24 protein-coding genes and 1 tRNA gene are annotated in these 22,117 nt (G+C 65.7%); 9 read left to right on the top strand and 16 right to left on the bottom strand.

The window, feature by feature from the left end:
- Nucleotides 1-93 precede the first annotated feature (93 nt).
- The 4 genes from X268_RS00705 to X268_RS00690 form a co-directional block, all read right to left on the bottom strand.
- Nucleotides 94-918: an ABC transporter permease gene (locus X268_RS00705; RefSeq protein ID WP_164937453.1), complete on the bottom strand. Its 825-nt coding sequence runs from the start codon at nucleotides 916-918 to the stop codon at nucleotides 94-96.
- Nucleotides 911-1,684 (bottom strand): ABC transporter ATP-binding protein, encoded by a 774-nt coding sequence (locus X268_RS00700; protein WP_128923146.1) that lies wholly within the window; start codon nucleotides 1,682-1,684, stop codon nucleotides 911-913. Before X268_RS00700 ends, X268_RS00705 begins: the two co-directional genes overlap by 8 nt.
- A 107-nt stretch (nucleotides 1,685-1,791) precedes the next feature.
- The gene (locus tag X268_RS00695; protein ID WP_128923145.1) at nucleotides 1,792-2,796 is read right to left on the bottom strand and encodes an ABC transporter substrate-binding protein; all 1,005 of its coding nucleotides are present in this window, start codon (nucleotides 2,794-2,796) and stop codon (nucleotides 1,792-1,794) included.
- Between the two features lie 48 nt (nucleotides 2,797-2,844).
- Nucleotides 2,845-4,212 carry an FAD-dependent oxidoreductase gene (locus X268_RS00690; protein WP_128923144.1) on the bottom strand — a complete coding sequence of 456 codons (1,368 nt, stop codon included), beginning with the start codon at nucleotides 4,210-4,212 and terminating at the stop codon, nucleotides 2,845-2,847.
- A gap of 111 nt (nucleotides 4,213-4,323) precedes the next feature.
- Between X268_RS00690 and X268_RS00685 the strand changes: the two genes are divergently transcribed.
- Nucleotides 4,324-5,208 carry a LysR family transcriptional regulator gene (locus X268_RS00685; protein ID WP_128923143.1) on the top strand — a complete coding sequence of 295 codons (885 nt, stop codon included), beginning with the start codon at nucleotides 4,324-4,326 and terminating at the stop codon, nucleotides 5,206-5,208.
- 137 nt (nucleotides 5,209-5,345) lie between these two features.
- Nucleotides 5,346-5,618, top strand: a complete 273-nt coding sequence (locus X268_RS00680) for a hypothetical protein (RefSeq protein WP_208764412.1) — start codon at nucleotides 5,346-5,348, stop codon at nucleotides 5,616-5,618.
- A gap of 3 nt (nucleotides 5,619-5,621) precedes the next feature.
- On the opposite strand, the gene X268_RS00675 is transcribed toward X268_RS00680, so the two are convergent.
- On the bottom strand, nucleotides 5,622-6,425 hold the full coding sequence (locus X268_RS00675; protein WP_128923142.1) for an enoyl-CoA hydratase-related protein: 804 nt from the start codon (nucleotides 6,423-6,425) through the stop codon (nucleotides 5,622-5,624).
- A gap of 152 nt (nucleotides 6,426-6,577) precedes the next feature.
- Between X268_RS00675 and X268_RS00670 the strand changes: the two genes are divergently transcribed.
- Entirely contained in the window at nucleotides 6,578-7,552 is a 975-nt protein-coding gene (locus X268_RS00670; RefSeq protein ID WP_128929105.1) for a 2-dehydropantoate 2-reductase, read from the top strand.
- A gap of 3 nt (nucleotides 7,553-7,555) precedes the next feature.
- Here X268_RS00670 and X268_RS00665 read toward each other — a convergent pair whose 3' ends face one another.
- The 3 genes from X268_RS00665 to X268_RS00655 all read right to left on the bottom strand — a co-directional run bounded on the left by X268_RS00665 (nucleotide 7,556) and on the right by X268_RS00655 (nucleotide 10,626).
- A complete protein-coding gene (locus X268_RS00665) occupies nucleotides 7,556-8,230 on the bottom strand; it encodes an alpha/beta hydrolase family protein (protein ID WP_430648249.1) in 675 nt (224 codons plus the stop codon).
- Nucleotides 8,231-8,335: 105 nt separating this feature from the next.
- Entirely contained in the window at nucleotides 8,336-9,892 is a 1,557-nt protein-coding gene (locus tag X268_RS00660; protein WP_128923141.1) for an acyl-CoA synthetase, read from the bottom strand.
- Complete coding sequence (locus tag X268_RS00655; protein ID WP_128923140.1) at nucleotides 9,889-10,626, bottom strand: TetR/AcrR family transcriptional regulator; 738 nt, start codon at nucleotides 10,624-10,626, stop codon at nucleotides 9,889-9,891. Before X268_RS00655 ends, X268_RS00660 begins: the two co-directional genes overlap by 4 nt.
- Nucleotides 10,627-10,714: 88 nt before the next feature.
- Here X268_RS00655 and X268_RS00650 point away from each other — a divergent pair, with 88 nt between their 5' ends.
- Genes X268_RS00650 through X268_RS00630 form a run of 5 tightly spaced genes read left to right on the top strand, consistent with a single transcriptional unit; the run spans nucleotide 10,715 to nucleotide 14,770 of the window.
- Nucleotides 10,715-11,896 carry a lipid-transfer protein gene (locus X268_RS00650; RefSeq protein ID WP_128923139.1) on the top strand — a complete coding sequence of 394 codons (1,182 nt, stop codon included), beginning with the start codon at nucleotides 10,715-10,717 and terminating at the stop codon, nucleotides 11,894-11,896.
- 8 nt (nucleotides 11,897-11,904) lie between these two features.
- Nucleotides 11,905-12,360 carry a MaoC family dehydratase N-terminal domain-containing protein gene (locus X268_RS00645; RefSeq protein WP_128923138.1) on the top strand — a complete coding sequence of 152 codons (456 nt, stop codon included), beginning with the start codon at nucleotides 11,905-11,907 and terminating at the stop codon, nucleotides 12,358-12,360.
- Entirely contained in the window at nucleotides 12,357-12,767 is a 411-nt protein-coding gene (locus X268_RS00640) for a MaoC/PaaZ C-terminal domain-containing protein (RefSeq protein ID WP_128923137.1), read from the top strand. The genes X268_RS00645 and X268_RS00640 overlap by 4 nt, the downstream gene beginning before the upstream one ends.
- A 16-nt stretch (nucleotides 12,768-12,783) precedes the next feature.
- Nucleotides 12,784-13,611 (top strand): SDR family NAD(P)-dependent oxidoreductase, encoded by an 828-nt coding sequence (locus X268_RS00635; RefSeq protein ID WP_128923136.1) that lies wholly within the window; start codon nucleotides 12,784-12,786, stop codon nucleotides 13,609-13,611.
- 13 nt (nucleotides 13,612-13,624) lie between these two features.
- Nucleotides 13,625-14,770, top strand: coding sequence for an acyl-CoA dehydrogenase family protein (locus X268_RS00630; RefSeq protein WP_128923135.1), 1,146 nt, complete (start codon nucleotides 13,625-13,627; stop codon nucleotides 14,768-14,770).
- A gap of 15 nt (nucleotides 14,771-14,785) precedes the next feature.
- Here the strand turns inward: X268_RS00630 and X268_RS00625 are convergent, their stop codons facing one another.
- From X268_RS00625 to X268_RS00600, 6 genes are all read right to left on the bottom strand, one after another.
- On the bottom strand, nucleotides 14,786-15,925 hold the full coding sequence (locus X268_RS00625; protein WP_128923134.1) for an amidohydrolase/deacetylase family metallohydrolase: 1,140 nt from the start codon (nucleotides 15,923-15,925) through the stop codon (nucleotides 14,786-14,788).
- Nucleotides 15,926-16,040: 115 nt separating this feature from the next.
- A tRNA-Arg gene (locus X268_RS00620) sits at nucleotides 16,041-16,117 on the bottom strand.
- Nucleotides 16,118-16,216: 99 nt separating this feature from the next.
- Nucleotides 16,217-17,173, bottom strand: a complete 957-nt coding sequence (locus X268_RS00615; RefSeq protein ID WP_128923133.1) for a tripartite tricarboxylate transporter substrate-binding protein — start codon at nucleotides 17,171-17,173, stop codon at nucleotides 16,217-16,219.
- A gap of 51 nt (nucleotides 17,174-17,224) precedes the next feature.
- Complete coding sequence (locus X268_RS00610) at nucleotides 17,225-17,596, bottom strand: cupin domain-containing protein (RefSeq protein ID WP_128923132.1); 372 nt, start codon at nucleotides 17,594-17,596, stop codon at nucleotides 17,225-17,227.
- Between the two features lie 25 nt (nucleotides 17,597-17,621).
- The gene (locus X268_RS00605) at nucleotides 17,622-18,260 is read right to left on the bottom strand and encodes an RraA family protein (RefSeq protein WP_128923131.1); all 639 of its coding nucleotides are present in this window, start codon (nucleotides 18,258-18,260) and stop codon (nucleotides 17,622-17,624) included.
- A gap of 21 nt (nucleotides 18,261-18,281) precedes the next feature.
- Complete coding sequence (locus tag X268_RS00600) at nucleotides 18,282-19,799, bottom strand: AMP-binding protein (RefSeq protein ID WP_128923130.1); 1,518 nt, start codon at nucleotides 19,797-19,799, stop codon at nucleotides 18,282-18,284.
- 242 nt (nucleotides 19,800-20,041) lie between these two features.
- Between X268_RS00600 and X268_RS39135 the strand changes: the two genes are divergently transcribed.
- Nucleotides 20,042-20,662, top strand: a complete 621-nt coding sequence (locus tag X268_RS39135) for a hypothetical protein (protein ID WP_164937452.1) — start codon at nucleotides 20,042-20,044, stop codon at nucleotides 20,660-20,662.
- A 73-nt stretch (nucleotides 20,663-20,735) separates the two neighbouring features.
- Here the strand turns inward: X268_RS39135 and X268_RS00590 are convergent, their stop codons facing one another.
- Nucleotides 20,736-20,948: a hypothetical protein gene (locus tag X268_RS00590; RefSeq protein WP_128923129.1), complete on the bottom strand. Its 213-nt coding sequence runs from the start codon at nucleotides 20,946-20,948 to the stop codon at nucleotides 20,736-20,738.
- A gap of 17 nt (nucleotides 20,949-20,965) precedes the next feature.
- Entirely contained in the window at nucleotides 20,966-21,973 is a 1,008-nt protein-coding gene (locus tag X268_RS00585; RefSeq protein ID WP_128923128.1) for a 2-dehydropantoate 2-reductase, read from the bottom strand.
- Nucleotides 21,974-22,117 lie beyond the last annotated feature (144 nt).

Genomic DNA, 22,117 nt, shown 5'->3' with positions numbered 1-22,117 from the left:
GGCGCAACGCGCCGTGCCCACGCGCTTTCGCGGCTCATCAAGAGATCGTAGGCACGCTTCGCTTTGCCCACGCTACGGCTGCAGGGGTTGCCGCTACCGCCAGTGCAGCAACTTCGTCTCCAGCCAGCCGATTACCTTGCCGACCGCGAGCCCGAACACCGACAGGATCACCACGCCCGCGAGCAGCTGATCCGTCTGCATCAGATTGCCGGCCTGGAGCACGAAGGCGCCGATGCCGTATTGGGCGCCGATCATCTCGGCGCTGACGACGAGGAGCAACGCGACGGACGCCGTGATGCGGAAGCCCGCGAGGATCGCGGGCAGCGCGCCGGGCCAGATCACCTTGCGCACGATGGTGGCAAAGGGGACGTTGAAGCTCTGCGCCATGCGGATCAGGTTGCGTGGCACCGCGTCGACGCCGCTATACACCGAGATCGCGGTCGAGAAGAACACCCCGAGCGCAATGGTCGCGATCTTCGGCTCTTCGCCGATGCCAAGCCAGAGGATCAGGAGCGGCAGCAGCGCGATCTTCGGGATCGGGAACAGCGCCGAGATGAAGGTGATGCCGACGCTGCGCGCGAGCCGCGACAGGCCAATGGCAAAGCCGACGGCGACGCCGGCCGCGGTCCCGAGCATCCAGCCGACGCCGATGCGCAGCAGCGAGGCGGACAGATGCTGCCACAGCGCGCCCGACACCGCGAGCTGGTAGATCGCCCGGGCGATCGCCGAGGGTGTCGGCAGGAACAGCGCATTGACGAGACCGGCGCTTCCGGCGGCCTGCCAGATCGCGATGACGAGGGCGATCGCGATCCAGCCGCCGTAGCGGCTGCTCGCGGGCACGAAGCCGGCGCCGCGGAAGCGGACGCGCCGCGTCGCTTCATCCTTCGGGGTTACGTCGCTCGTCGCGCGATCAAGCATGCTGGACCTCGCGCTCGGCATCGATGGCTTCGTTGCGGATCAGCGACCAGATCTGGTTCTGCAGCGCCAGCAGCTTTTCGCGCGCCGCCGCTTCGCCGCGCGCCGCGCGCGTCATCGGCACGGCGACGACCTCGCGGATCCGGCCGGGACGCCGCGACAGCACCACGATGCGGTCGGCGAGCCGCGCGGCCTCTTCGAGATTATGGGTGACATAGACCGCGCCCATGCCGCCATCGGCCAGCAGGCGGACAAAATCCTCCATCAGCAGCTCGCGGGTCTGCGAATCCAGCGCCGACAGCGGCTCGTCCATCAACAGCATGGCGGGCTTGACCGCGAGCGCGCGCGAGATGCCGACGCGCTGGCGCATGCCGCCGGAGAGCTGCTTGGGATAGGTCTTGCGAAAATCGGTCAGCCCCGTGCGGCGCAGGGCGTCGTCGACCAGCGTGCGGCGCCGCGCCGCCGAGAGCTGAGTGTGCAGCAGTGGGAATTCGACGTTCTCCTCGACTGTCGCCCAGGGCAGCAGCGCAAAATCCTGGAACACGAAGGTGAGCGGATTGAGACTGTCCGCGGGCGGCGCGCCGCGCAGCTCGGGCGCGCCGGCGGTCGGCTGCAACAGGCCGCCGAGGATCGACAGCAGCGTGCTCTTGCCGCAGCCCGACGGCCCGACGATCGCCACCACCTCGCCGGCGCCAACGGTGAAGGAGACGTCGTCGAGCACGGCGAGATCGCCGAAGTGATGGGAGATGTGGTTGGCGATCAGGTCCATGCTGTCTCGTCTATCCTGTTCTCCGTCGTTCCGGGATGATCCGAAGGATCAGACCCGGAACCTCGAGATTCCGGGTTCTCGCTTCGCGAGCCCCGGAATGACGAAGGTTAATCCGCCTTCACAAAATCCTTGGCGATGATCGCATTCGCATCAAAGCCCTTGTCGGCAAAGCCCTGCTCCTGCAGCCATTTGATCTGGTTGTCGACGTTCTTCACGTCGAGCTTGCCGTCGGGATCGATATAGGCACAGTTGCCGACCACCTGCTCGACCGGGAGATTGGTATACTTGGCGATGATCTCCAGCAGCGGTTTGGTCCTGTCGTTGATCGGGGCGACACCATCCTTCATCGCGGCGAGGATGACGTCGTGATATTCGCGATCGGCCTTGGCCAAAGCACCGAGCAGCTTCGTCACCAGCGCCTTGTTGGTCAGCGTCTTCGGCGATGCAAACACCGCGCCCAGCTGCCACGGCGTCTCGTCGCCGACCCAGCCCAGGAACTTCGCGCCGCCCTCGTCCATCAGCTTTCGCGCGGTCGAGATCGGCAGCAGCGCCGCATCGACGGTCTCGCCCTTGAGCGCGGCCGCCGCATTCGACAGCGACTGCAGCGGCACGATCTTCACGTCCGCAAGCTTGAAACCGTATTTGTCGGCGAGCAGACCGAGCGAATAGTGAAAGCTCGATCCGACCTGGGTCATCGCCACGCGCTTGCCGGCGAGGTCCTTCGGTGTCTTCAGCCCGGCCGCATAGGCATTGTTGCTGGCGAAATAGCCGATCAGCGGATAGCCGGCCTTCTCGCGGCTCATGCCACCGATCACCTTCAGCGTCCCCTTGCCGGCGAGATTATAGAGACCCGCGGTGAAGGCGGTGATGCCGAAATCGACGTCGCCGGATGTGGTGGCGACCGCGATCGGCTGGGCCGCGTCGAAGAATTTCAGCTCGACGTCGAGGCCGGCCTCGCGGAAATAGCCCTTGTCCTGCGCAATGAAGACCGGCGCAGAGGACGACAGGCGAAGCACGCCGATCTTGGCCTTCAGCGCGTCCTCGGCCCGGGCTGCACCCAGCGCCATGATCGCCAAAAGGCCGGCTGCCGCGAGCCGTGCAATCCCGATCATCCCCGTTTCCTCCGTTGTGATTCTTTTGGTTGTTCTGTCAGCAGTCCGTCACAGGCCTTCGGGCACCGGCTGGTCCCGCCCAACGAAGGCGCCCTGTTGTTTCAACGTTTCCTGCAATTTTTCAACGGGGATGTCACGCGGGATCCTGTTTCCGGCAAGCGCCAGCGCGGCGGCGGAACCGGCTGCCTCGCCCATCACGAAACAGGCACCGGAGACCCGCGCCGCCGACTGGCCTTCGTGGGTCATCGAAGCACAGCGGCCGGCGACCAGGAGATTGTCGACGCCTTCGGGCACCAGCATCCGGTAAGGCAGCTCATTATAGCCCCGGGATTCCGGGATCGGCGGGAAAGTGAAGACGACATCACCGGGCACATGGGCCTCGATCGGCCAACCATTGACGCCGATGGAATCCGCGAACGAGGCGCAGCCGAGCACGTCCTCGCCGCTGAGCCGGTAGCCGCCCGTGATGCGGCGGGTCTCGCGGATGCCGAGCTGCGGCGGCAGATCGACGATGTAGGACTTTTCGAAGCCCGGCACGGTGCTGCGCAGGAACTCGTAAGCGGCGAGTGCCTGCTTGCGGCCCTCGATCTCGCCGCGGGTGAGATCGTCGGGCTCGACGCCATTGATGGCGTGGCCGTCCTCGCGCGCCACTTGCGTGAAATTCCCCCGCCATTCGATGCCGGACTTTTGCGGCCGTACGATCGCGCTTTTCCGCGGAAATGTGTGCGTGCCGGCCGCGATGGCCTGTTCCATCAATTGCGGGATGGTGCGCCAGGCATCGCCCGCCTTGGCGGGATCGATGCCGTTGAGGCGGAGCATCATCGAAGGGTAAAGCGGATGGCCGTGCGCGTCGCCGATCTCGAACGGCGCACCGGCCCAGACCGCGAGGTCACCGTCGCCGGAGCAGTCGATGAAGATCTCCGCGCGCACCGCCTGCCGACCGGCCTTGGTCTCGACCAGAAGCGCGTCGATGCGGCTGTCATCGCTCATCACCACGCCGGCGCCGAGGGCATGGAAGAGCATGTGGACCTTGTGGCTGGCGAGCAGCTCGTCGGCCGCGATCTTGTAGGCCGCTGTGTCATAGGCCTGGGCGAACACCTTGCCGAGGATCAGATGCGGCGTGTTGAGACCGTTCAGATGGTCGATCCGCGCCAGCAGCTCCGACGCCATGCCCTGCACCAGCCGGCGGTGCTCGCCATGGACATTGCCATGCAGGCCGCAGAAATTGGTGACGCCGGCCGCCGTGCCCATGCCGCCGAGGAAGCCGTAGCGTTCGATCAGCAGCGTCTTCCGCCCGGCGCGCGCGGCTGAGGCCGCAGCGATGATGCCGGCCGGCCCGCCGCCGAGCACGACGACTTCGTATTCGCCATAGAGCGGCACCTGTCGTGCCGGTTCTTCGATCGTCATGGCCCGCATGGCGCGTCCCCTCCCGAACTTCCTTTGCTTGGGACGACTATGAATTAACGCGCAGCGAGCTACAATCCACCAAAATACGCGATCAGCTTTCGCAAATCGAGAAAGGTCAAGATGGACATCCTCGTGAACCTCCAGGCCTTCCTTGCCACCGCCGATGCGGCCGGCTTCTCGGCCGCCGCGCGAAAGCTCAACGTCTCGACCTCGGTGGTCGCCAAGCGCGTCACGCAGTTGGAGGCGCGGATCGGCACGCCGCTGTTTCACCGCTCGACCCGGCAATTGCGGCTGACCGAAGCCGGGCAGCGCTACGTGCATCGTGCGCGCGGCGTGGTGACTGACGCGACCGATCTGCTCTCGCGCATGGGCGAGAAGGGTCACGACCTCGTCGATCATCTGCGCATCAAGGCCCCGACCTCGCTGACGGTGGCGCGGCTCGCCGACGCCTTCAGCGCGTTCCAGACCCAGAACCCGAAGCTCAAGCTCGAGATCGTGCTGATCGACCGCCCGGTCGATCCCGTCGCCGAAGGCTTCGACATCGCTATCGGCGCCTTCCCGCACTCCTTCGGCGGCGTGGTCGACGAGCCGCTGTGCGCGCTGAAGCGGCTGCTCTGCGCCTCGCCCGCCTATTTGAAGAAGCACGGCACGCCGAGACATCCGCGCGATCTCGTTGAGCATCGCTGCCTCAGCTTTCTGCCGACCGGCCCGGAATGGGTCTTTGACGGCCCGCGCGGCCGCATCAGCATCCAGGTCAGCCCGCTGCTCTCCTCCAACGAGGGACACGTGCTGGCGCAGAGCGCGATTGCCGGCAACGGCATCGCGCTGATCTCGCATTATCTGGTCGCGGATGCCTTGCGCGACGGCAGGCTGAAGCCGGTGCTGCGCGACTTTCCGATTCCGGAATTGTGGGTGAAGGCCGCGATCCCCGAGCGGCGACGCAACGCAGCCGCGGTGCAGGCGCTACTGACCTTGCTGAAAACGTCACTCGCACCGTCGTTGTGAATTGCGGTGCCGTAGCCCGCATGGAGCGCAGCGGAATGCAGGGAAGCCGGCCCCCAGATTGCGCTTCGCTCCATCCGGGCTACACGCCCGCCAAAAGACGGTTGCCCGGGAATGACGGACCTGACAGAAGGGCGCGCATGGATTCGACGCTTTTGAAATTCGCCCTTCCCGCCCTGACGGTTCTTGTGATCTCAACCACTGCCACCTCGGCCGTGGAGCAGAATTGCCGCTTCATCCAAACCAAGCCTGATCGCGAGGCCTGCTACAAGCGCCAGGAGGACGAGCTGGCGGCGAAGCGCAAGCCCGCTGCACCGGCCAGCGACGGCAAGACCCTCGAAACGCTGCGGCAGATGCGGCAGGAGGACGACGCCGTCTATCGCAGCATCAACAACATCTGCCGCGGCTGCTGACGATCAAATCTTTCCGCCGCCCCACCTCGCCCCACGCTTCTCGGCGAACGAGGCCAGCCCTTCCGCAGCCTCGGCGCTCTGGCGCTTGAGCGAATGCAGTTGCACGAGCCGGATGTAGGCGGCGTCGTCCACCGCCATGCCGCCGAACGAGCTTTCCAGCGCGAGGCGCTTGGTTTCGGCCATCGCCTCAGGGCCGTTGGCGAGCAGCTGCTCAACCACCTTGGCGCCTGCGGCCTCGAGTTCAGCGAGCGGCACCACGTCGTGGACGAGGCCGATGCGGCGGGCGTCCTCGGCGCCGAAGCGTTCGCCGGTGAGCGCGTAGCGGCGCCCCTGCCGTACTCCGATGGCGTCGCAGAGCTGCGGGATGATGATCGCGGCGGTCAGGCCCCAGCGCACCTCTGTGATCGAAAATAGCGCATTGTCGGCGGCAATCACGACGTCGCAGGCCGCGATGACGCCGGTGCCGCCGCCGAAGCAGCCGCCCTGCACCAGCGCGACGGTCGGGATCGGCAGCGTGTTGAGCCGCTGCACCGCCTCGAAGGTCGCTCGCGAGGCCGCCTCGTTCGCTTCAGTCGATTGCGGCCGCACGCCGTTGATCCATTTCAGGTCGGCGCCGGCCTGGAAGTGCTTACCGTTGCCCTTGAGCACCACGACGCGAAGGCCGGGCTTCCCGCCGAGATCGTCCATGGCCGCGAGCACGCCCGCGATCAACGCGCCGTCATAGGCATTGTTGACCTCCGGCCGGTTCAACGTGACGGTCGCAACCCCGCGTTCATCGAGGCTCCACAGGACGGGGCTGGCAGTCATCGGCGATCCTCCGGTCATTTGCTTGGCACGCACTATGACCGAGGCAGCGCATCCCGATCCATATCTTTCCAGCGTGGGGCGGTCGCGCCCATCGCATGGCGGCTTGTGTCATGCTGCCGTCCGGTGGCACCAAGGGACAGGACGGAATCATCATGCGCATCTGCATTTTCGGCGCGGGCGCCGTCGGCAGCCACATCGCGGTGCGGCTGGCGCGCGCCGGCCATGACGTATCATGCGTGATGCGGGGTGCGCATCTGGAAGCGGTGCGCGCGAACGGCCTCAAGCTGCGAGTCGGCGATTCCGAGGTTTCCGCCAAGGTGAACGCGTCAGGGGATCCGGCCCAGCTCGGCCCGCAGGATGTCGTGATCTCCACGCTGAAGGCGACCGCGCTGCCCGGACTGGTGTCCAGCATCAAGCCGCTGCTTCAGGACAACACCGCCATCGTGTTCGCTCAGAACGGCGTTCCCTGGTGGTACGGTATCGGCTTGCCGCCGCGCCACCCGACACCGCCCGACATTTCTTTCCTCGATCCCGGCGGCCGCCTGCGCGCCTGCATTCCGAAGGAGCGGATCATCGGCGGCGTCATCTTCTCCTCCAACGAGGTGACCGCGCCCGGCGTGGTGCAGAACCTCACCCCGGACCGCAACCGCCTTCTGATCGGCGAATGCGACGATCGCAATTGCGAGCGGATCACGAAGCTGCGCAACGTCCTCAACGACGCGCGGTTGGAATCGCCGCCGGTGGCCGAGATCCGCGAGGCGATCTGGTCAAAGCTGCTGACCAACATGTCGCTATCGGTGCTGTGCCTGCTCACCGGCCTGACCGCGCGCGGCGTGCGCGACGACCCCGCCTTCGCGGAGGTGATTCCACGCATGCTGAACGAGGCCAACGAGATCGCCCAGCACTTCATTCCCGAGGTCAAGCGCGTCACGCGCAGCGGCCCCGCGCCCAACCACAAGCCGTCGCTGCTGCAGGATTACGAGCTCGGCCGCGCCATGGAGATCGACGTGCTGGTTAAGGCGCCCCAAGCCTTCGCGCGCACCGCCGGCCTGTCGACACCGACACTCGACCTGATCGCCGCGCTGGCGATCCAGAAGGCGCGCGACAACGGGCTTTATTCGGCCTGAGCTTCAGGCGATCCCATCGATCCAGGCTGTGAGCACGTCCAGCACCTCTATGAGCGCGTCTTCATTGGTCCGGCCGGACTTCTTCAGCACCGCGAAGGAGTGATCGCCGCCTTCGACCTCATGCAGCGTCGCCTTCGGCCCGAGCGCCGAGATGACAGGCCTGAGGTAGCTCAGATCGGCAAGTCCATCGCGCGTGCCTTGCAGGAACAGCATGGGGATGGTGATTCCGGCGAGATGCTCGGCCCGCTCGGACGACGGCTTCTTGGTGGCATGCAGGGGAAAGCCGAGGAAGGCGAGGCCTTTGACATCGGGCAAGGCGGCCTTGGCCTGCGCCTGCGAGGTCATGCGCCCGCCGAACGACTTTCCGCCCGCCACGAGCTTGAGACCGGGGCAGAGCCGCGCCGCCTCCGCGACCGCCGCGCGAATGGCGGCGTGTGCGACGACGGGCTGGTCGGGCCGCCCCTTCTTCTCTTCCATGTAGGGAAAATTGAAGCGGAACGCCGCGATGCCGCGATCGCCGAGGCCCTCCGCGACCTTCTCCATGAAGGCATGTCGCATGTCCGCACCGGCCCCGTGCGCGAGGACGTAGCAGGCGCGCGCATCGGCCGGCTGCGTCAGGATCGCCGAGACCGTGCCGATGCGCTCGATGTCGAGCTTGAACTCTCGCCTCTGGACCAAGATTGGATGTTCCCGATGAGTCCCGCAAAAGATACTCGCGCGACCGCGATCTGGAAACATCAACCTCACGCGTCGTCGGCGCGCATGCCGTAACGCGCGGAACCCTCAGCTGACTCGCCGTTCCCGACCTTCCCAGAACGGGCGGCGCAGTTCGCGCTTCAGCACCTTGCCGGCGCCGGACAACGGCAACGGTGTCTCGGTGATCTCGATGCTGCGCGGACATTTGTAACCGGCGATTAACGTCTTCGTGAACTCGATCAGTTCGTCGGCCGATATCTCCACGCCGCTGCGTTTGACCACGACGGCATGGACCTGCTCTCCCCATCGCTCATTGGGAATTCCGATGACCGCGCATTGCAGCACCGACGGATGCTGCGCCAGCGCGTTCTCGACCTCGACCGAGTACACGTTCTCGCCGCCGGAGATGATCATGTCCTTCACGCGGTCGACGACATAGATGAACCCGTCCTCGTCCATGTAGCCGCCATCGCCTGTATGCATCCAGCCGTCGACGACGGCCCGCGCCGTCTCCTCCGGCCGCTCCCAATAGCCCATCATCACGGTGTCGCCGCGCACCACGATCTCGCCGACAGCGCCCGTCGGCACGGGTTGATCGTATTCGTCGACGATTCGCACCTCGCAACCGAGCGTGGCGCGGCCAGCACCGCGATGACGACCCTTTCTGCGCCCCTCCCCGACATGCTCGCCGGCATGCAGCAGCGTCGCGATCGGCGACAATTCGGTCATGCCGTAGGCCTGGGTGAAACGGACATGCGGCAGTGCGCGCGCGGCACGGTCGAGCACCGCCTCGCTGATCGGCGAGGCCCCGTAGATGATGTGCTGAAGCGAAGACAGGTCGTAATTGCCGATCGCGGGGTGATCGACCAGCATCTGGATCATCGTGGGCACCAGCAGCACGTCGGTGACCCGCTCGTTCTGCATCGCGGCCATCACGCCTTCGGGCGTGAAGCCCTGAACGATCACGTTCGAGCCGCCGGAGAGCAGCAGCGAATACATCGCCGCACCGTTGGCGAGATGAAACATCGGCGCCGCGTGCAGATAGGTCGTGCTCGCCGGAAACAGCCCTTCGCCCAGCGCGTTGAGCGCATTGGCCATCAGGTTCTGGTGGCTGAGCATCACACCCTTGGAGCGCCCGGTGGTGCCGCCGGTGTAGAAGATGCCGGCGAGATCCTCGCCCTTGCGCATGGCATCCGCCACCGGAGCGCTGCCGGCGATCAGATCCTCATAGCTCTCCATTCCGGCCGGCACTTCGCCGTCGTCGGCATAGATCAGCTTCAGCCCCGGAATGGCGCCCGCGAGCTGCGCACCAACCTGCGCAAAGGCCTTGTCGACCAGGAGAGCGAAGGCGCGGCAGTCGTGGAGCGCATCCTCGTTTTCCAGAGCGCTCCAGCGGATGTTGAGCGGCACAATCACGCCGCCCGCCCAACCGGTTGCCAGATAGAGCTCGAGATAGCGGTCCGAGTTGAAGGATAGCACCGCAACACGGTCGCCGCCCCCGACGCCGCGCGTGCGCAGGCCGCCGGCGAGCCTCGCAACGCGTTCGCCGAGCTCGCCCCAGCTCCGGCGTCGCCGGCCATAGACGGTGGCCATCCCATTCGGATTGATTTGCAGCGCCCTGCGCAGTCCGTGCGTTATGTTCATCCCGATCCTCCTCCCGTGCGTTTCTTCCCTGTTGTTTTGCGTCCTGAGTTGCGCCCTTGCGGCGCTCTCGGCGTCTTCTTTGTCATCTGCAGCCGACCGTCGGCCGCCAGACCGTCCGTCAGCCGCACCGTGAACTCGTCGGCGATTGCCGTCGGCGACAGCTTGCCCTCCCGCCGATACCAATGGCCGATCCAGTTGAGCGCACCCGCGATCGCGAACGCTGCAAGCTTGGGATCACATGGCCGTATCGAACCGTCGGCGGTGCCTGCGGCGATGTAGCGCCGGAAGGTGGCGTCGATCCTCTTCTTGGCGGCGCGTGCGACGGCGGCGTTCCGCTCCGTCAGATCGCGAAGATCGAAACGTACCAGGCTCGCGCCAAAATCGGTCGCCATCAGCGCGGCATAGGCGTGAACCAGCTTGCGCAGCTTGGAAAGGCCGGAACCACCACCGGCGTTGATCTCCGTGATCACGCTGTCGACGAGCTCGGCACCCATCGACCAGCATTCGAACAGGATCTCGTCCTTGCCGCGGAAATAATTATACAGCGCGGGCTTGGTGATGTTCAGCCGCTCGGCGACCTTGTTCAGCGTCACGCGATGATAGCCCTGCTCCAGGAACAGCTGCACGGCGGCGCGCAGCACCGCCTCGCGCTTCTCGTCGCGGGCGCGGCGCCGGCTCTCGAACGGCAGCCATGGCGAAGGCGATGAAGGCGGAGCGGGCGGCGCTGAATCCATGGTCGATCGGTTGACTCTGGTGGAGATCGGGCGATATGTTACCGATGGGTAAGAAAAAGTCCAATGGGTAATTTAACGGGAGGAAGCGATGTCTGACGTGATCGTCGCCGGGGTCGGCATGATCCCGTTCGCCAAGCCGGGCGCCAGCGCGCCCTATCACGAGATGGGGACGGAAGCGGTCAAGCTGGCGCTTGCGGATGCCGGCCTCGGCTACGAGAAGGTGGAACAGGCCTATGTCGGCTACGTCTACGGTGATTCCACCTGCGGACAGCGCGCGCTCTACCATGTCGGGATGACCGGCATCCCCATCGTCAACGTCAACAACAATTGCTCGACCGGCTCGACCGCGCTGTTCATGGCGCGGCAGATGATCGCGAGCGGGGCGCTGGATTGCGTGCTGGCGGTCGGCTTCGAGCAAATGAAGCCCGGCGCGCTCGGCAGCGTCTATACCGATCGGCCAAGCGCATTCGAGGAATTCGACGCCGCTGCGGACCGGCTGATTGACGCTCCCGGCATTCCGCTGGCGCTGCGCTATTTCGGCGGCGCCGGTCTGAGCCACATGAAAAAGTACGGTACCCCGCTCGACGCCTTCGCCAAGGTGCGCGCCAAGGCGAGCCGTCACGCCAAGAACAATCCGCTCGCACTCTTCCGCAAGGAAGTCACTGCGGACGACGTCATGAACGACCAGGTGATCTGGCCGGGCGTGATGACGCGCCTGATGGCTTGCCCGCCGACCTGCGGGGGCGCCGCCGCAGTGCTGGTGTCGGAGCGGTTTGCAGACAAGCACGGCATCGGCAAAGAGGTGCGCATTGCAGCGCAGGCCATGACCACCGACACGCCGTCGACCTTCAAGGCCGGCGACATGATGCAGCTGGTCGGCTACGACATGGCCAAGGAGGCAGCCAGCCGCGTTTATGAAAGCGCCGGCATCGGCCCTCGCGATCTCGACGTCGTCGAGCTGCACGACTGCTTCGCCCACAACGAGCTGATCACCTACGAGGCGCTAGGCCTCTGCGGCGAAGGGGAAGCCGGCAAGTTCATCAATGACGGCGACAACACCTATGGCGGCCGGATCGTGACCAATCCGTCCGGAGGATTGCTGTCGAAGGGGCATCCGCTCGGCGCCACCGGGCTTGCGCAATGCTATGAGCTGACGCGGCAGTTGCGCGGCACGGCAGGCGCCACCCAGGTCGAGGGAGCGAAGGTCGCGCTCCAGCACAATCTGGGCCTCGGCGGCGCCTGCGTCGTCACACTCTACAAGCGGCATTGATCATCCGCATGGTCGATCAATCCGCCGTAGGGCTCAGCTTCACGCCCGTTACCGCGCGCGTGGAGCCCGGCCGTCTCCGCTACTTCCTCAATACGCTGGGTGAGCAGAATCCGGTCTATCGCGACGCAAATGCGGCGCGGGCAGCCGGATTCTGCGGCATGCCGGTGCCGCCGACCTATCTGTTCTGCCTCGAGATGATGGACGTCGACGACCCCTTCGAGATGTTCAGCGCGCTCGGCATCAATCTCGCCCGCGTGCTGCATGGCGAGCAGAGCTTCGTCTATCACGCGCCGGTTCTTGTCGGCGACACCCTGACGTTTCGGCCACACGTGACCAGCGTGACGGACAAGAAGGGCGGCGCGATGACGCTGATCGGCATCCGGTGCGAGGTGACCAATCAGGACGGCGTGCATGTCGCCGACACCGAGCGCACCATCGTCGTCCGCAACGAGGTGGCGTCATGACGGCATCCGGAGACATCAAGGCCGGCGACCGCATCGTCCACAAGGTCTTCCCGCCGATCCCCCGCCACATCCTCGCGCTCTATTGCGGCGCATCGGGCGACCACAACCCGATCCACGTCGATATCGACTTTGCCAAGGCGGCCGGATTTCCCGATGTGTTCGCGCACGGCATGCTGGTGATGGCCTGCCTCGGCCAGGCCGTCACCGATGCTGTGCCGCCTACCAGGCTGCGCGCCTTCGCGACGCGGTTCGTGGCTATCACCCAGCTCGGCGCCACGCTGACCTGCGAGGGCACAGTGGCCAAGCTGTTCGAGCACAATGGCGAGCGCCGCGCGAAACTCGCGCTCACTACCAAGGACGAGCGCGGCGAGATCAAGCTCGACGGCAGCGCCGTCATCGCGCTGTAAGGGCAAGGAGATCCAGATGGCTAAACTGCAAGGCAAGGTCGCGCTCGTCACCGGCTCGGGACGCGGGATCGGGCGCGCGATCGCGCTCAAGCTCGCGCGCGAAGGCGCGAGGGTCGTGGTCAACGACCTCGATGCCGAACCCGGCAATGCCGTGGTCGCGGAGATCAAGGCTCTGGGCGGCGATGCCGCCGCCGTGAACGGCAGCGTCTCGGAGGCGGGGTTCGCCGACCGCTTCGTCGGTGCCGCGCTGGACACGTTCGGTGGACTCGACATCGTCGTCAACAATGCCGGCTACACCTGGGACTCCACCATCCAGAAGATGACGGACGAACAGTTTCAGGCCATGCTCGATGTCCATCTGGTCGCCCCGTTCCGCATCCTGCGTGCGGCCGCCGAGCCGATCCGCGTCTTTGCCAGGAAGGAAGCCGAGGAAGGGCGCGAGGTGTTCCGCAAGGTCGTGAACATCTCCTCGATCGCCGGCCTCTACGGCAATGCCGGACAGGCGAGCTATTCCTCGGCCAAGGCCTCGCTGATCGGGCTGACCCGAACCATGTGCAAGGAGTGGGGCCGCTACAAGGTCAACGTCAATTGCGTCGCCTTCGGCCTCATCAACACCCGCCTGACACAGCCGATCGAGGCGCAGCAAAAGACCATCGACGTCGCCGGCCGCGACATCAAGGTGGGCGTGCAGCCGCACATGCTTGAGGCGATGTCGCGGATGATCCCGCTCGGCCGCGGCGGCACACCGGAAGAAGCGGCCGATGCCGTCTATCTGTTCTGTAGCCCGGAATCCAATTATATCAGCGGCCAGGTGGTCGTCGCCGGCGGCGGCCTGATTGTCTGAGAGCGAGGCCCTGATGCAATACCGTTCCTCCTGGATGACCGAAGAACTCGACGTCTTCCGCGACCAGTTCCGGAAATATCTTGCCAAGGACCTGGCACCGCATGCCGAGAAATGGCGCGAGCAGAAGATGGTCGACCGCTTCGCCTGGCGCGGGCTCGGCGAAATGGGCGCGCTGCTGGCGAGTGTGCCGGAGGAATATGGCGGCCTGGGCGCCACCTTCGCCTATGACGCAGCGGTGCTCGACGATCTCGAAAGCACCGTGCCGGAGCTGACCACCGGCGTCTCCGTGCACAGCGCCATCGTCGCGCATTACATCCTCAATTACGGCTCGGAGGAGCAGAAGAAGCGCTGGCTGCCGAAAATGGCCTCCGGCGAGATGGTCGGCGCCATCGCCATGACCGAGCCCGGCACCGGCTCGGATCTGCAGGCCGTGAAGACCACGGCGAAGAAGCAGGGCAATTCCTACGTCATCAACGGCCAGAAGACCTTCATCACCAACGGTCAGGCCGCCGATCTCGTCATCGTGGTCGCGCGCACCGGCGAAGCGGGCGCGAAAGGCATCTCGCTGATCGTGGTCGAGACCGCAGGCGCGGACGGCTACAAGCGCGGGCGCAACCTCGACAAGATCGGCCTGCACGCCTCCGACACCTCGGAGCTGTTCTTCGACAACGTCGCCGTGCCGCCGGAAAACCTGCTCGGCAAGGAGGAAGGCCAGGGCTTTGTCCAGCTGATGCAGCAATTGCCGCAGGAGCGGCTTTCGCTCGCGGGCGGCGCCGTCGCCGCGATGGAGCGCGCGGTCAAGCTCACCGCCGACTACACCAAGGAACGAAAGGCGTTCGGCAAGCCGCTGCTGGATTTCCAGAACACCGCCTTCAAGCTCGCCGAGCGCAAGACCGAGGCGATGATCGCGCGCGTTTTCGTCGACTGGTGCATCGAGCGCCTGATCGCCAAGGACCTCGACACCGTGACGGCGTCGATGGCGAAATATTGGTGCTCGGAGAAACAGGTCGAAACCGCCGACGAATGCCTGCAGCTGTTCGGTGGCTACGGCTACATGCAGGAATATCCGATCTCGCGCATCTTCATCGATTCCCGGATCCAGAAGATCTATGGCGGCACCAACGAGATCATGAAGCTGTTGATCGCGCGATCGCTGTGATCGGGTGCACGCCGTTCACTTCGGATGCCACCATCGGCCGCCGATGACGACACCTTCGGACACGATCTTTCTGTCGCCGATCAGGTGCTCGCCGACCACGTCCTCGTAGTCGAACTGGCCTTGCCTGACCGAGATCAGCGTGGCGTCGCCGACGCTGCCCGGCTTGAGGCTGCCGAGCTCGGGGCGGCGCAGCGCCATCGCCGCGTTCACCGTCGAGGCCGCGACCACGTCGGGCAGCTCCATGCCCATGCACAAGAATTTCGACATCGTCGTGACCTGGTCGAAGGCGGGCCCGTCGATGCAGAGCTGATGGATGTCGGAGGAGATCGTGTCCGGATAGAAGCCGTTGGCGAGCATCGCGCGCGCGGTCTTGAAGGCGAACGAGCCCTTGCCGTGGCCGATGTCGAACAGCACGCCGCGCTCGCGCGCCTCCAGCACCGCCTTCTTCACCGTGCCTTGCGCGGTCGCCGGCGTGTTCGGGAAGGGGCGGAAGGCATGGGTCAGCACGTCGCCGGGACGCAGGCGTGCCAGCACCTCCTCATAGCTCGGCGGCGGATGGTCGATATGCGCCATCAGGGGCATGCCGACCTCGTCGGCGACCTCGAGCGCGATGTCGAGCGGCACCACGCCCGAGGTGCCCGAGGAGTGCAGGCCGACACGGACCTTGATGCCGACGATGACATCGCGATTGGCGTCCGCCACCTTCGCGGCCTCGATCGGATTCATCAGCCGCAGCTCCTCGCTTTCGCCCACCATGATCCGGTGCGAGAAGCCGAAGATGCCGGCATGCGAGACGTGCAAATAAGCGAGGATGCGGACCTGGCTCGGCTCGATCACATGCTTGCGGAAGCCGGCGAAATTGCCGGGCCCGGCGCTGCCGGTGTCGACCGAGGTGGTGACGCCGGAGGCCCGACAGAACTCCTCGGCGTCGATGCCGAGCGAGGTCCCGCCCCAATAGACATGGGTGTGCAGATCGATCAGCCCCGGCGTCACGATGAACTGCGAGACGTCGCGCACATCGGTGCCCGGGTCCGCCTTGAGCCCAGTGCCGATCGCGGCGACCTTGCCGCCCGAAAATGCGACATCCGTCACGGCATCGAGCTTCTGCGATGGGTCGATCACGCGGCCCCCGCGCAGGATCAAGTCAAAAGGCATCATGGTCTCCGGGATTTAGTCAGGGAGGCGACTGTAGTCGGCCAAGGAAGGAGCCTGCTTCTAGCAATTTTTGCGCCGGAGAGCTTGTCGTGCGGGCACGACGGTGGTGCGAAGCTGGCGATCCCGGGAAGACTCGAACTTCCGACCTACGGTTTAGGAAACCGTCGCTCTATCCGGCTGAGCTACGGGACCGCGGAACCCGCGTCTGGCGGGTTGCCTTGGGGTGTACATATCAAAGCGATGGCGGGATCGGAAGCCCTCGCCTGGCCTAATGCGCAAGGATCGTCGGCCCTACGCCCTGATGTTGTTGTCCTTCACCACCTTGCCCCAATAGGCGACTTGGTTGTCGAAGAAGGTCTTGAAAGCGGCCCCGTCCCGGAGCAGCAGCGTCATGTGCTGCGTCTCCTTCAACTGGGCGGCGGTCGCAGGCTCGCTCAGGATCTCCCTGGACGCCGCCGCGAAGGCGGCGACGACGTCGGGCGGCGTCCCTGCGGGCGCGAAGATGCCCCACCAGGCCAGCGTCTCGAAATCGGGGAAGCCTGCTTCGATCGCGGTCTGCGTGTCCGGCAGCGCGGGCAGCCGCTCGCGGCCGAGCTGCAGGATCGGACGCAGCATGTTGGTGCCGAGCTGGGCCGCGACCAGCGCCGCCGATCCCGCAATGAGATCGACATGGCCGCCGAGCACGTCGTTCATGGCCGGGCCGCCGCCGCGATAGGGCACGTGCATGATCTCGACGCCGGCCTTGCTACCGAGCACGGTCATGGCGAGATGGCCGAGCGTGCCGATGCCGACCGAAGCATATTTCACCGCGCCCGGCGTCGCCTTGCAGGCCGCCACCACGTCGGCGAAGCTCTTGTAGGGACGGCCGGCGCCGGCTGCGATCACGTAAGGCGCGGTGCCGATCAGCAGCACCGGCATCAGCTCGCGCTCGACATCCACCGGCGGCTTGTCGAGGATCGACGGAATCACCGCATGGGAATCGAAGGTGACCAGGAACGAGGTGCCGTCGGCCGGGCTCTTGGCGACCTGCGCCGCACCGAGCGCCCCGGCCGCGCCCGACTTGTTCTCGACCACGACGATGCGGTCAAGCTTGGTCTGCAGGCTGGCCTGCAACAGTCGCGCCATCGCGTCGGTCGAGCCGCCCGGCGGAAACGGCACGACCAGCGTGATCTTGCCGGCCTGCGCCATGGCCGGCGTGAGCGCGAGAATGGCCGGCGCAGCGAGCAGCGCCCGTCGTGTGATCGTCATGGTCCCCTCCCTCTTGTTTTCAGCGCCTGGCTTTTTGCTCTTTGGCGCCGCTTACGTGGTCCCGAAACCCGACCCCGCTTTCTTGTATTCTGGCCGAGGCGGACTGAAGATGTCCAACACGCGGGCTCCATCGGGCCCGGCGCGCATGGTGTGCGGCACGTTGCCGGGGGTGCGCCAGAAATCCCCCTTCTTCACGGCAATCTCCTCGTCGCCCTGGACGCGTATCGCGGAGCCGTCGAGCAGCACGCCCCATTGCTCCTCGGGATGATGGTGCAGCGTGCCTTGCGCATGCGGCGCCAGCGTCACCACGGACAGCATCGCCTGCTCGCCGGAGAAGATGCGCGTGGTCACGCCCGCGGCGAGCTCGCGGAAGAGGCCGTCGTCGGGATTGTCGATGTTGTGGAATTCGTCCTTCTGGCTCACGTCGTCCTCCCCTGGATTTCTCTGATCAGGATTTGCCGTAAGAGCCTTGGTAGCGGCCCTCGCGGATCGCCTTCAATGTCTCCTCTTCGCGCGCGACCTGGGCTCGCACCGCTTCGAGCAACGCCGCTGCTCCCGCGGCGGGAAAGGACACCACGCCGTCCTCGTCGCCGACGACGATGTCGCCGGGCGCGATCACGCCGCCGCCGATCGTCACCGGCACGTTGATCTCGCCGGGCCCGTTCTTGTAGGGGCCGCGATGGATCACGGCGCGGGCATAGCAAGGAAAATCGTCGGCCGCGAAGGCGGCGACATCGCGGATTGCGCCGTCGATCACATAGCCTTCGGCTTTGCGCCATTGCGCGATGTTCTTCATGATCTCGCCGACCAGCGCCCGCGTCTCGTCGCCGCCGCCATCGACCACGATGACGTCGCCGGGACCGACCAGCTCCAGCGCGCGGTGGATGGCGAGATTGTCGCCGGGCCGGGTGCGCACCGTGAAGGCCGTGCCCACCAGCTTGGCCCCGCGATGATAGGGTTTGAGCCCGACCGCGCCGGGCAGCCGGGCGAGATTGTCTGAAATGACCGAGGTCGGCGCGTTCCGAAAGCCCTCGATAAGCTCGGCCGGTGGCTTCGGCACGCTGTTCGCTGCGATGGTGATCGTCATGTCGGTCCTTCCCGGTTTGTCCTACTCGGCGTGCGCCCGCGCCTTTGCCGGCCAGATCCGGAAGGCGCGCCCTTCCTTCATCCACGCGGCGCGCTCGTCGCGCAACAAGGTTCTGCGAACCTTGCCGGAATCATCGCGCGGCGGGACGCTGACGAACTCGAAGCTTTCAGGGTGCTTGTAGCGGCTCAGTCGATCCTTGAGGAAGTCCGCCATGCCGTCGGCAATCGCCTGGCCGCCGGCATCGCCGTCCGGCTCGATGATGGCATGCACGCGCTGGCCCAATTCCGGATCGGGCAAGCCGACCACCACGCAGGAGCGCACGCCCGGCGCTGCGGAGACCGCGGCCTCGACCTCGGCCGGATAAATGTTGGCGCCCCCACGCAGCACCATGTCGGCGAGGCGGTCGCCAAGATAGAGATAGCCCTCCGCATCCAGCCTGCCGATATCGCCGAGCGACTCCCAGCCATCGCTGCGGCGCTTCGGCTCGGCACCGAGATAGTGATAGGTGGCGTCCTTGCCGTCATTGTTCAGGAAATAGATCTCGCCGGTCTCGCCGGGCGCGACGTCGTTGCCGTCCTCGCCGATGATGCGAAGCTTCGCCATCTCGCCGATCTTGCCGACCGACCCCTTGTGCGTCAGCCATTCCGCGCCCGAGATGATGCAGGCCCCCTGCCGCTCGGTGCCGCCATAGAGCTCCCAGATCCGCTCGGGCCCGAGCCAGGCGATCCAGTTCTCCTTCAGCCACGGCGGCATCGGCGCGGCCATGTGGAAGACGGTCTGCAGGCTCGAGAGATCATAGCCGTTGCGCACGTGCTCCGGCAGCGCCCAGATCCGGTGCATCATGGTCGGCACGAAATTGACCCATTGCACGCGCTCGCGCTCGATCTGCCGCAGCGTCTCCTCGGCATCGAATTTGGTGAGACCGGTGAGCTTGCCGCCGGTGAACAGCGCGTAGTGCGACACGATGAACGGCGCATTGTGATAGAGCGGCCCCGGATTGAGCAGCGAGACGCCGAAGGGAATGTTGAGCGGCGGCGCCGCGACGGTGTCAGTCACGGCAGGATGGGGATCGAGGATCACCTTGGGCCGTCCGGTCGAGCCGCCTGATGTCATCGCCTTCCAGTAGCGCGCCACCGGCGGATTGAGCGGCTCGTCCGAAAAACCTTCCGGCACGAAGTCGGCGGGCAGACGGTTCGGCGCATTCCAATCCGCCTCGCCGCCAACCACCAGCGCCGGCTTCAGAATGTCGAGCACGGCGGCGGCTTCGCCGCGCGGCAATCGCCACGACAGCGAGGTCGGCGTCGCGCCGCACTTCCACACCGCGAAGGAGGTCTCGAAGAACGCATTGCCGTTGGGCAATCCGATCGCAACGAAGTCGCCGGGCTTGACCCCCTTGGCCGCGAACGCCCGCGCGCGCCGGTTGGCGCCGCGCTCGAGCTCGTCCCATGTCAGCGTGTCCTGCCCGTGGCGGACGGCGATCGTGCCATGTGGTTTGCGGTCAGCGTACCAGCGCGGCACGTCGGAGAGGGGCAGCAGCATCAGGCGTTTCCATTTCGTTTTCTTGACGTGTTTCTTGGCGTCGCCTCAGGTGAGGCGCGCGCAGGGCGAAGTGTAGCAGCCTACCGGCGCGACGCTGTGACTCCTGCGCCACGTCAAGCACAAAATGTCAGCATCCCAGCCATGAAATTCCCGGGTTCCACGGGTGACAAGCCGGCGATAAAGAGGCAAAAATCCGGCTCGACTCAGTTCGGGTTGAGTTTCCTAGGGAATGCTCTCGTAGAATGTCGTCCGTGATTGCATTGCGTCGTCTGCTTCTCGTTGCCGCAGCAGGATTTTTTCTGCTGACGCATGCACATGCCCAGGCGCAATGGTGGAAACGCGCGCCCGTCGATTTCGAGGAATGCGCCGACGCCGCCGAGAGGGCTGCGACCAAGGCCGAAAAGACCTCCGCGCTGGCCGATTGCAACGCCAGGTTTGCCGGCCGCCGCAAGCCCGGCGGCGGCTACTCCTATTACGACTTCCTCCAGGATCGCACCTTCGACATCGCCGGCCCCAATCCGACGCCGGAAGAGCAGAAGAAGATCGACGAAGCCTATACCGCCTATCTCGCCAAGCAGCGCCGCAACAATGAAGCGGCCCAAGCCACGGCTCGCCAGCAGCGCGAGCAGCAGGAGCAACAGGTCCAGCAGCTTCAACAGATCGCGCTGCGAACCGAGGCCGAGCGCGTACGCGTGCCCGTCCCGGTCGAGCGGCCGAAGGTGCAGCAGACCGTCGGCCAGCGACCGAAGGGCGCATGCGCCAAGGGCTCCTTCTCCTGCGAATGGCCGCGGCTGTCGGAAAGCTTGAACGATTTGAAGAAGTTGTTCAACCCGACGCCGGGCAAGCCGGCGAAGAAGGGCTGAAGCAGCAGCCACACACTACGCTTGTCCGGGACGACGGCTGAGAATGTCGCGCCACCTGCGTACTCGCAGCGTATCACTTCGCTGGCTTCTTCTTGCTGCGCTTCGGTTTGGACACCGGCACATCCACCGGCGCTGCCGTCGCCGAACCATCCAATTGCGACCTGCTCTCCTGCAGCCGCCTGTCATAGCCGGGCGAGTTCACGACAGTCGGCGGCCTTGCATGGGCCAGCGTCGATGCGCCGCAGAGCGCGGCGAGCACGAGCCCGATCATCAAACGACGTTCCATCGCGTTCCTCCCTGCACTCACGTCGCGCCGCGAATTTGCTGCGGCGTCAGCCGCGGCGGACCGTTGCCGGCCGCCTCGGCCTGCCTGATCAGCGCAACAATGCGGCGCATCAGCGGCACGTCGACATGGTTCTGCTCGGCGAGCGCGATGACCGCGCCCTGCAGATAGTCGATCTCGGTCTTTCGGCCCTGTTTCAAATCCTGCCACATCGAGGAGCGCGCCTCGGGATCGATCTTCATCGTGCGTCCCAGGATCGCGTTGAAGATCGCATCTGGCAGCCGCAGCAAGGTCGGAGACCAGCTCATCGGAATCGGCGTCGCCGAAACCGGCGTGATGCCGGCGGCCTGCAGCGCGGCAAGTCCTTCCACCATCTGATCGGCGAACAGCCTTCGCCAGTCGCGGCTTGCCAGCTGCGCAGCGAGCGGCATGTCCGACAACGCGCTGAGCGCGTTGTTCAGGTTGATGATCAGCTTGCCCCATTGCACGCCGGTGATGTCACGGCTCCCGCGCCCGCTGAGGCCGGCCACCGAGAGCGCCGCGGCGGTGTTCGCGGCATCCTCACCGATATGGATATCGCCGGAGGTCGAGCGGTGGAAACGACCCTCGCCCATCGCGATCACGTTGAACGGCACCATACCGGCGAGCACGCGGCGGCTGCCAACACGCTCGCGAAGCACCGCGACATTGCCGACGCCGTTCTGAAGCGAGACGACGACGGCATCCTCAGGCGCGTGCTGAGCGATCTGATCCGCGACGGCGGCGCTGTCGGCGCTCTTCACCGTGACCAGCACGATGCCGGCGCTGTGGAAGATCGCGGGATCTTCCGAGAGCGCGAGCTGCCCCGCGCCGAGCCTCTTCTCGGAACCGTCGAAATCGGTCAGCCGCAAGCCGAAGCGCTCGATCTCGGTCTTGACGCGCGGCCGCACCAGCAGCGCGACACGGCGGCCGCCGGCCGCCAGCATGCCGCCGACGAAACAGCCGATGGCCCCGGCGCCGGCCACCACGATCGGTCGATCCGTAACCACTGACTTGCTCCCTGAATGACCGGCCTTCGATAGCAGAGGCGAGGCCGGCAACCAATCGCCGGGCATCCGACTTGTAACGGTCACGAGTGCCCCATATGTTTTCGCCCCGGGGGCAGTCAGTGGCGAGCGCTCGCCGAACGTGAC

The organism is Bradyrhizobium guangxiense (assembly GCF_004114915.1).
Classification (GTDB): Bacteria; Pseudomonadota; Alphaproteobacteria; order Rhizobiales; family Xanthobacteraceae; genus Bradyrhizobium; species Bradyrhizobium guangxiense.
This window is presented reverse-complemented; position numbering and strand designations above follow the sequence as displayed.

Bases quoted from the DNA above. Each gene is read 5' to 3' on its own strand.
- X268_RS00705 (WP_164937453.1), bottom strand. From the start codon at position 918: ATGCTTGATCGCGCGACGAGCGACGTAACCCCGAAGGATGAAGCGACG.
- X268_RS00700 (WP_128923146.1), bottom strand. From the start codon at position 1,684: ATGGACCTGATCGCCAACCACATCTCCCATCACTTCGGCGATCTCGCC.
- X268_RS00695 (WP_128923145.1), bottom strand. From the start codon at position 2,796: ATGATCGGGATTGCACGGCTCGCGGCAGCCGGCCTTTTGGCGATCATG.
- X268_RS00690 (WP_128923144.1), bottom strand. From the start codon at position 4,212: ATGCGGGCCATGACGATCGAAGAACCGGCACGACAGGTGCCGCTCTAT.
- X268_RS00685 (WP_128923143.1), top strand. From the start codon at position 4,324: ATGGACATCCTCGTGAACCTCCAGGCCTTCCTTGCCACCGCCGATGCG.
- X268_RS00680 (WP_208764412.1), top strand. From the start codon at position 5,346: ATGGATTCGACGCTTTTGAAATTCGCCCTTCCCGCCCTGACGGTTCTT.
- X268_RS00675 (WP_128923142.1), bottom strand. From the start codon at position 6,425: ATGACTGCCAGCCCCGTCCTGTGGAGCCTCGATGAACGCGGGGTTGCG.
- X268_RS00670 (WP_128929105.1), top strand. From the start codon at position 6,578: ATGCGCATCTGCATTTTCGGCGCGGGCGCCGTCGGCAGCCACATCGCG.
- X268_RS00660 (WP_128923141.1), bottom strand. From the start codon at position 9,892: ATGAACATAACGCACGGACTGCGCAGGGCGCTGCAAATCAATCCGAAT.
- X268_RS00655 (WP_128923140.1), bottom strand. From the start codon at position 10,626: ATGGATTCAGCGCCGCCCGCTCCGCCTTCATCGCCTTCGCCATGGCTG.
- X268_RS00650 (WP_128923139.1), top strand. From the start codon at position 10,715: ATGTCTGACGTGATCGTCGCCGGGGTCGGCATGATCCCGTTCGCCAAG.
- X268_RS00645 (WP_128923138.1), top strand. From the start codon at position 11,905: ATGGTCGATCAATCCGCCGTAGGGCTCAGCTTCACGCCCGTTACCGCG.
- X268_RS00640 (WP_128923137.1), top strand. From the start codon at position 12,357: ATGACGGCATCCGGAGACATCAAGGCCGGCGACCGCATCGTCCACAAG.
- X268_RS00635 (WP_128923136.1), top strand. From the start codon at position 12,784: ATGGCTAAACTGCAAGGCAAGGTCGCGCTCGTCACCGGCTCGGGACGC.
- X268_RS00630 (WP_128923135.1), top strand. From the start codon at position 13,625: ATGCAATACCGTTCCTCCTGGATGACCGAAGAACTCGACGTCTTCCGC.
- X268_RS00625 (WP_128923134.1), bottom strand. From the start codon at position 15,925: ATGCCTTTTGACTTGATCCTGCGCGGGGGCCGCGTGATCGACCCATCG.
- X268_RS00615 (WP_128923133.1), bottom strand. From the start codon at position 17,173: ATGACGATCACACGACGGGCGCTGCTCGCTGCGCCGGCCATTCTCGCG.
- X268_RS00605 (WP_128923131.1), bottom strand. From the start codon at position 18,260: ATGACGATCACCATCGCAGCGAACAGCGTGCCGAAGCCACCGGCCGAG.
- X268_RS00600 (WP_128923130.1), bottom strand. From the start codon at position 19,799: ATGCTGCTGCCCCTCTCCGACGTGCCGCGCTGGTACGCTGACCGCAAA.
- X268_RS39135 (WP_164937452.1), top strand. From the start codon at position 20,042: ATGTCGTCCGTGATTGCATTGCGTCGTCTGCTTCTCGTTGCCGCAGCA.
- X268_RS00590 (WP_128923129.1), bottom strand. From the start codon at position 20,948: ATGGAACGTCGTTTGATGATCGGGCTCGTGCTCGCCGCGCTCTGCGGC.